The 8,528-nt window shown below is 69.1% G+C and carries 1 protein-coding gene; it reads left to right on the forward strand.

Annotated elements, in window-relative coordinates; genetic code table 11:
* A partial coding sequence (locus tag ACZ67M_RS37720) for an amino acid adenylation domain-containing protein (protein ID WP_469854357.1) occupies nucleotides 1-8,528 on the forward strand: 8,528 nt, incomplete at both ends.

The raw sequence follows: 8,528 nt of genomic DNA on the forward strand, positions 1-8,528 counted from the left end.
GGGCGGATGTATCGCACGGGGGATTTGGTGCGGTGGAGTGCGGACGGGCAGCTCATGTTCGTGGGGCGTGCGGATGATCAGGTGAAGGTGCGGGGTTTCCGGGTGGAGCCGGGTGAGGTGGAGGCGGTGCTGGCGGCGCATCCCGAGGTGAGCCAGGCGGTGGTCGTCGCACGCGAGACCGGCCTCGGTGACAGGCGGCTGATCGCGTATGTAGTCGCCGCTCACGGTGCCGGTACGGATGATGACGATGACCTGGCCGGGCAGGTACGTGCGTTCGCCGGCGGGCGGCTGCCGGAGTACATGGTGCCGTCGGCGGTGATGGTGCTGGATGAGTTGCCGATCTCGGTGAACGGCAAGGTGGACCGAGCGGCGTTGCCCGACCCGGAGTACGGAACGGCCGAGGGCGGACGCGGACCGACGACAGCGGTCGAGGAAATCCTGTGTGGTGTGTTCGCGGAGCTGTTGGGGCTGACGCGGGTTGGTGTGGAGGACCACTTCTTCGAGCTGGGTGGGCATTCGTTGTTGGCGACGCGCTTGGTGTCGCGGGTGCGGTCGGTGTTCGGGGTCGAGGTGAGCGTGCGGGCCTTGTTCGAGGCTCCGACGCCGGCGGGCTTGGCCGCGCGGATCGTGGGTGCGGATGGCGCGCGGGTGGGGTTGGTGCGGTGGGAGCGGCCTGAGCGGGTGCCGTTGTCGTTTGCTCAGCGGCGGTTGTGGTTCTTGGCGCAGTTGGAGGGGCCGAGTGCGACGTACAACATGCCGGTTGCGTTGCGGTTGGAGGGTGCACTGGATGTCGCTGCGTTGAGCGCGGCGCTGGGTGATGTGGTGGCTAGGCATGAGGTGTTGAGGACGGTGTTCCCGGTAGTGGACGGGGAGCCGTATCAGGAGGTGCTGCCGCCTTCGGCGGTGGGTGAGGTGCTGCGGGTTGTGTCGGCTGAAGAGGGTGAGATTGCGGGTCTGGTGGCGGAGGAGACCGGACGCGGGTTCGATCTCGGGGTTGAGGTGCCGTTGCGGGCGCTGCTGCTCGCGACCGGTGTGGATGTGCATGTGTTGGTGGTGGTGGTGCATCACGTTGCGGGGGATGGGTGGTCGATGGGGCCGTTGGCGCGGGACATCTCGGTGGCGTACGCCGCGCGGTGTGATGGTCGTGCGCCTGGTTGGGAGCCGTTGCCGGTGCAGTACGCGGATTACGCGCTGTGGCAGCGGGAGCTGCTGGGTGATGAGGGTGATCCGGGGAGTGTGCTGGCCGAACAGGTGGGCTTCTGGCGGCACGCGCTGGCCGGGGCACCGCAGGAGCTCGTGCTTCCGGGCGACCGGGTGCGGCCGGCGGTGGCTTCGCACCGGGGCCATACGGCGTCGCTGATGGTCCCGGCGGAGGTGCACGCGCAGCTGACGGCGTTGGCGAGGGAACAGGGCGTGACCCTGTTCATGGTCGTGCAGGCAGCGCTGGCCGTGCTCCTGTCGAAGCTGGGTGCGGGCGAGGACATTCCCGTCGGCACGGCGGTGGCCGGCCGCACCGACCAGGCCCTCGACGACCTCGTCGGCTTCTTCGTCAACACCCTGGTGCTGCGTACCGATGTGTCGGGGTACCCGACCTTCGGCGAGTTGCTGGAGCGCGTGCGGGAGACGAGCCTGGCGGCGCTGGAGCACCAGGAGGTGCCCTTCGAGCGGTTGGTGGAGGTACTGGCACCGGACCGCTCGCTGGCGCGGCATCCGCTGTTCCAGGTCATGCTCACCCTCCAGAATCAGGGCCAAGCCAGGCTGGACCTCCCGGGCCTGCGGGTGGCGCCGGTGTCAGGCGGTCTGCGGGTGGCAAAGTTCGATCTTGATGTGTCGTTGGGTGAGGTGACTGACGGTGAGGGCCGCCCGGTGGGGTTGCGGGGGTCGGTTACCGGGGCGGCGGATCTGTTCGACGCGGGGACCGTGGACGCGGTCGCCGAGCGGTTGGTGAAGGTGCTGTCGCTGGTGGCCGCGGATCCGCGGGCTCGGGTGGGGCAGGTCCAGGTGCTGTCGGAGGCGGAACGGCACCAGGTGGTGACCGACTGGAACGACACCGCCCAGCCGGTGCCTGATGCGACGTGGGTGGAGCTGTTCGCGGAGCAGGTGGAGCGGGATCCGGGTGCCGTGGCCGTGGTGTGTGGGGAGGTGGAGTTGTCGTATGGGGAGTTGGATGAGCGGGCGTCCCGGCTGGCAGGCGCGTTGAGGGCGCGAGGGGTGGGTTCTGAGTCGGTGGTGGGGGTGATGTTCGAGCGGTCCGTTGATGCGGTGGTGGCGCTGCTTGGGGTGTGGAAGGCAGGGGGCGCCTATCTCTTCATCAATCCCACCTATCCGGAAGAGCGCGTGGCGTTGCTGGTGGCGGAGGCCGGGCCCGTGTGCATGGTCACGGTCAGCAGCCTGACCGCTGGGTTGCCTGCTGCTCTGCCGGTGCCTGTGGTGGCGGTGGACGACCCGGCGGTGGTCACGGAACTGGCCGAGGTCGAGCCGACGGGCGTGCCGGTGCCGACTGAGCCCGGAGCGGCGGCATACGTGATGTTCACGTCCGGATCGACGGGGCGGCCGAAGGGGGTGGTGGTGACCCAGCGGGATCTGGCTGAGCTGGTGGTGGATCAGTGCTGGGGAGAGCCGGGGCGGATGTTGGGGCACGGCCCGTACGAGTTCGATGCGTCGGTGCTTGAGACATGGGTGACGCTGGCTGTCGGGGGAACGGTGGTACTGGCCCCGGCCGGCAAGTTGGACGCAGGAGTACTGCGGTCGCTGGTGACGGAGTACGGGCTCGACCGTGTGCATGTGACCGCGGGACTGCTGCGGATGCTGGTGGAGGAGGACCCCGGGTGCTTCGCCGGGGTGAGTGAGGTGCTGACAGGTGGGGACGTGGTTCCGTCGGCAGCGGTGTCGGCGGTGATTGCGGCTGCTCCAGGGGCCGCGGTGCGGCAGGTGTACGGGCCGACCGAGATCACCCTGTGCGCTACCCAGATCCTGGTCGGGGACGCCGATGCGGTCCCGTCGGTGCTGCCGATCGGCCGGCCGATGGACAACACGCGCATCTACCTGCTCGACGCAGGTCTGTCGCCGGTTCTGCCCGGGGTGGCGGGTGAGCTGTACGTGGCCGGGACCGGGCTGGCGCGGGGGTATCACGGTCGGCCGGACCTGACCGGAGAGCGGTTCGTGGCGTGCCCGCTGGGTGCGCCCGGAGAGCGGATGTACCGCACTGGGGACCTGGCCCGGTGGACCAAGGACGGGCAGCTGGTGTTCATCGGCCGGGCGGACAACCAGGTCAAGGTGCGTGGTTTCCGGATCGAGCCGGGTGAGGTCGAGGCGGTGTTGGCTGCCCATCCGAGTGTGGCTCAGGCGGTGGTGATCGCCCGAGAGGACACGTCCGGTGACAAACGGCTGACCGCATATGTGGTCCCCAGGAGTGGCAGCGGTGTGCGTGACGACCTGTCTGTGCGGTTGCGCGCGTACGTGGGTGAGCGGTTGCCGGATCACCTGGTGCCGTCCGCGGTAGTGGTACTGGACGGGTTGCCGTTCTCGGTGAACGGCAAGGTGGACCGGGCGGCCCTGCCGGCGCCGGAGTACACGGGGGCCGGTGGCGGACGGGCACCCGCGTCGGTGGCCGAAGAGCTGATGTGCGGTGTGTTCGCGGACGTCCTCGGCCTTGAACGAGTGGGGGTGGAGGACAGCTTCTTTGACTTGGGTGGGCATTCGTTGCTGGCGATGCGGTTGGTGTCGCGGGTGAGGTCGGTGTTCGGGGCGGAGCTGGGTGTGCGGGCCTTGTTCGAGGCTCCGACGCCGGCGGGGTTGGCGGTGCGGATTGCGGGTGCGGATGGCGCGCGGGTGGGGTTGGTGCGGTGGGAGCGGCCTGAGCGGGTGCCGTTGTCGTTTGCTCAGCGGCGGTTGTGGTTCTTGGCGCAGTTGGAGGGGCCGAGTGCGACGTACAACATGCCGGTTGCGTTGCGGTTGGAGGGTGCGCTGGATGTGGCCGCGTTGCGGGCTGCGTTCGGTGACCTCCTGGGGCGGCATGAGGTGTTGAGGACGGTGTTCCCGGTGGTGGACGGGGAGCCGTATCAGCAGGTTCTGCCTGTCGGTGAGCTGGGTGAGGTGCTGCGGGTCGCGCGGGTGGCCGAGGGTGAGGTGGCGGACCTGGTGGCGCAGGAGACCGTGCATGGGTTCGACCTCGGCGTTGAGGTGCCGTTGCGGGCGCTGCTGCTGGAGATCGGTGTGGATGTGCACGTCTTGGTGGTGGTGGTGCATCACGTCGCGGGGGATGGATGGTCCATGGGCCCCCTGGCCGAGGACATCTCGGTGGCGTATGCGGCACGGTGTGCGGGGGAGGCTCCAGGCTGGGAGCCGTTGCCAGTGCAGTACGCGGACTACACGCTGTGGCAGCGGGAGCTGCTGGGTGATGAGGGTGACCCGGGCAGTGTGCTGGCCGGACAGGTGGGCTTCTGGCGTGACGCGTTGGCCGGGGCGCCGCAGGAGTTGGCGTTGCCGGCGGATCGGCCGCGGCCGGCGGCCGCGTCGCACCAGGGTCACACGGTGGCGCTGGAAGTCCCGGCGGAGGTGCATGCTCGGCTGGCCGCGTTGGCTCGGGAGCAGGGTGTCACGCTGTTCATGGTGGTGCAGGCAGCGCTGGCCGTGCTCCTGTCGAAGCTGGGTGCGGGCGAGGACATTCCCGTCGGTACGGCGGTGGCCGGCCGCACCGACCAGGCCCTCGACGACCTCGTCGGCTTCTTCGTCAACACCCTGGTGCTGCGAACGGATGTGTCGGGGGACCCGACTTTCGGTGAGTTGCTGGAGCGCGTGCGGGAGACGAGCTTGGCGGCGCTGGAGCACCAGGAGGTGCCGTTCGAGCGGTTGGTGGAGGTGCTGGCACCGGACCGTTCGCTCGCCCGGCATCCGCTGTTCCAGGTCATGCTGGCAGTACAGAATCTGGGCCAGGCGAAGCTCGACCTGCCTGGGCTGCGGGTAGCGCCGGCGTCTGTCGGACAGGGGGCAGCCAAGTTTGATCTCGACGTGTCGTTGGGTGAGGTGGTGGATGGGGAGGGTCGTCCTGGTGGGTTGCGGGGGACGGTTACGGGGTCGGTGGATTTGTTTGATGTGGGGACGGTGGAGCGGGTTGGCCGGTGGTTGGTGAGGGTCCTGTCGCTGGTGGCCGCGGATCCGCAGGTCCGGGTGGGGCGGGTTGAGGTGTTGTCGGAGACGGAGCGGTATGAGGTGGTGGCGGGGTGGAATGCCGCTGTCGAGCCGGTGCCTGAGGCGTCGTGGGTGGAGCTGTTCGCGGAGCAGGTGGTGCGGGATCGGGGTGCGGTGGCAGTGGTGTGTGGTGGGGAGTCGTTGACTTATGGGGAGTTGGATGAGCGGGCGTCTCGGTTGGCGGGTGTGCTGGTGGGGCGGGGTGTGGGGGTTGAGTCGGTGGTGGGGGTGGTGTTGGAGCGGTCGGTGGATGTGGTGGTGGCGTTGTTGGGGGTGTGGAAGGCGGGGGGTGCGTATGTGTTTGTTGATCCGTTGTATCCGGTGGAGCGGGTGGGTGTGGTGCTGGCGGAGGCGGGGCCGGTCTGTGTGGTGACCGACAGCGCTCTGGCTGGTGGGCTGCCGGATGGTCTGGGTGTGCCGGTGGTGTGTCTGGACGATCCGGGGGTGGAGTCCGCTGCGGTGGCGGACCCTGTGAGTGCTGGGCTGGGTGGTGCGGCGTATGTGATGTTTACGTCGGGGTCGTCGGGGGTGCCGAAGGGTGTGGTGGTGTCTCGGGGTGCGGTGGTGGGTTTGGTGGCGGCTCTGGGTCCGGTGCTGGGCGTGGGGCCCGGCGTGGGCGTCTTGCAGTTTGCGTCGTTTGGCTTTGACGGTTCGGTGCTGGATGTTGCGGTGACGTTGGCGTCGGGTGGTCGTCTGGTGGTGGCGTCGGAGGCGGAGCGGGCGGATGTGGGGTTGCTGGCTGATGTGGTGGTGCGGGAGGGGGTGGAGGTGGCGAGTGTGGTGCCGTCCCTGTTGGGTGTGGTGGACCCGGCGGGGGTGCCCGGGCTGGCGCGGGTGCTGGTGGGTGGTGAACTCCTGTCGGCTGAGGTGGCGCGGGTGTGGGCGGCGGATGGCCGGGTGTTGGTGAACACGTACGGGCCGACGGAGGCGACGGTGATGGTCACTGCCGGGCGGGTGCTTGAGGGTGGGCTGGGTGTGCCGTCGGTGGGTGGGCCGGTGGCGAATGCGCGGGTGTTTGTGCTGGACCGGTTCCTGGAGCCGGTGCCGCCCGGGGTGGCCGGGGAACTCTACGTCGCCGGCGTGCAGTTGGCTCGTGGGTATCACCAGCGTCCATCGCTGACCGGGGAACGGTTCGTGGCGTGTCCGTTCGGTGGTGCGGGTGAGCGGATGTACCGGACCGGTGACCTGGCGCGGTGGAGTGCGGACGGGCAGTTGATGTTCGTGGGCCGTGCGGATGATCAGGTGAAGGTGCGTGGGTTCCGGGTGGAGCCGGCCGAGGTCGAGGCGGTCCTGGCGGCGCATCCCGGGGTGGGGCAGGCGGTGGTGGTCGCGCGTGAGGACGTGCCGGGTGACAAGCGCCTGGTCGCCTACGTGGTGCCCGAGGGGGAGGGCCCGCTGGATGGTGACTTGCGGAGTTTTGCGGGCGCGCGGTTGCCGGAGTACATGGTGCCGTCGGCGGTGGTGGTGCTGGATGAGTTGCCGTTGTCGGTGAACGGGAAGCTGGACCGTTCCGCGCTGCCGGCGCCGGAATATTCGTCTGCTGGCGGCCGGGGTCCTGCCACGGTGGCTGAGGAACTGGTGTGTCAGGTGTTCGCGGATGTCCTGGGCGTCGACCGTGTAGGGGTGGAGGACAACTTCTTCGAGCTGGGCGGGCACTCCTTGCTGGCGGTGTCGTTGGTGCAGCGGTTGCGTGAGCGTGGGTTCGGGGTGTCGGTGCGGGTGCTGTTCGAGGCGCCGACGCCGGCGGCGTTGGCCGCCGCGGGCAGTGGCGGGGGCGTGGTGGAGGTCCCTGCGAACGGGATCCCGGCGCAGGGTGTGGAGGTGATTACGCCGGAGATGCTGCCGTTGGTGGAGCTGACGGCCGCGCAGATCGACCTGGTCTGCGAGTCCGTCGACGGTGGGGCGGCGAACATCGCCGACGTCTATCCGCTGGCACCTTTGCAGGAAGGCATCCTGTTCCACCACCTGCTGGCCGGGGTCGATACGGCAGACGTCTACTTGGTGCCGATGATGCTGGGCTTCGACAGCCGTGAGCGGCTGGACGGGTTCCTGGCGGCGTTGCAGCGAGTGGTGGACCGGCACGACATCTACCGCACCGGGCTCGTGTGGGAGGGGCTGCCGGAGCCGTTGCAGGTGGTCCGGAAGCGTGCGGTTATCCCGGTCACCGAGGTGTCGTTGTCCGACGGCGGAGATGCGAAGGCTGAGCTGCTGGCGGTAGCCGGTCGATGGATGGACCTGCGGCAGGCACCGCTGTTGCGGGTGCACGTGGCGGCCGAGCCGGGGAGGCCGGATCGGTGGGTGGCGTTGGTGCAGGTCCATCACCTGTTGCAGGACCATACGGCGCTTGAGGTGGTGCTGGGTGAGGTCGGGGCGTTCATGGCCGGACGCGGGGACGAGTTGCCGGTGCCGCTGCCCTTCCGTGATTTCGTGGCCCAGGCCCGGCTGGGGGTCTCGCGCGCGGAGCATGAGGAGTACTTCTCGGGCCTGTTGGGTGATGTGACGGAGCCGACGCTGCCGTTCGGCCTGGTTGACACTCATGGGGACGGGTCGACGGTGAAGTCGGCGCGGTTGAGGGTGGACGACTCCGTGGCGGGGCGCATCCGGGAGCAGGCCCGCCGTCTCGGAGTGAGTCCGGCGACGTTGTTCCATGTGGCGTATGCGCGGGTGGTGGCGAGTCTGGCGGGCCGGTCGGATGTGGTGTTCGGGACGGTGTTGCTGGGCCGGATGAACTCCGGGCGGGGTGCGGACCGGATTCCGGGTCCGTTCATGAACACCCTTCCGGTGCGGGTGGACATGGCGGGTCTTGATGTGGTGGGTGCGGTGCGGTCGATGCAGGCGCAGTTGGCCGGCCTGCTGGTGCACGAGCACGCCCCGCTCGCCGTGGCGCAGAGGGGCAGTGCGGTACCGGCTTCGGCTCCGTTGTTCACGTCCCTGCTCAACTATCGTCATGGCGGTGAGCCTCGCCGGGACGGCGGGGGTGGGGGGAGGAGTGGCGGTCTTGCCGGGGTCGCGATGTTGTCGACGGAGGACCGGACGAACTATCCGCTGTCGGTGTCGGTGGATGATCTGGGGACCGCGTTCGGGCTGACGGCTGACGCGGTGGCGCCGGGGGATCCGGAGCTGGTGTGCGCGCTGTTGCAGAACGCTGCCGAGGGCTTGGTGGAGGCGCTGGAGCAGGCGTCAGGAATGTCGCTCGGCGCGGTGCAAGTGCTGCCTGATGGTGAGCGGCAGCAGATCCTGCGTGAGTGGAATGATGCGCCTGTGGTGGGGGTGGTGGGTTCGGTGGTGGAGTTGTTTGGGGAGTGGGTGGTGCGGGATCCGGGTGCGGTGGCGGTGGT

Source organism: Streptomyces sp. NPDC107500, from assembly GCF_055582785.1.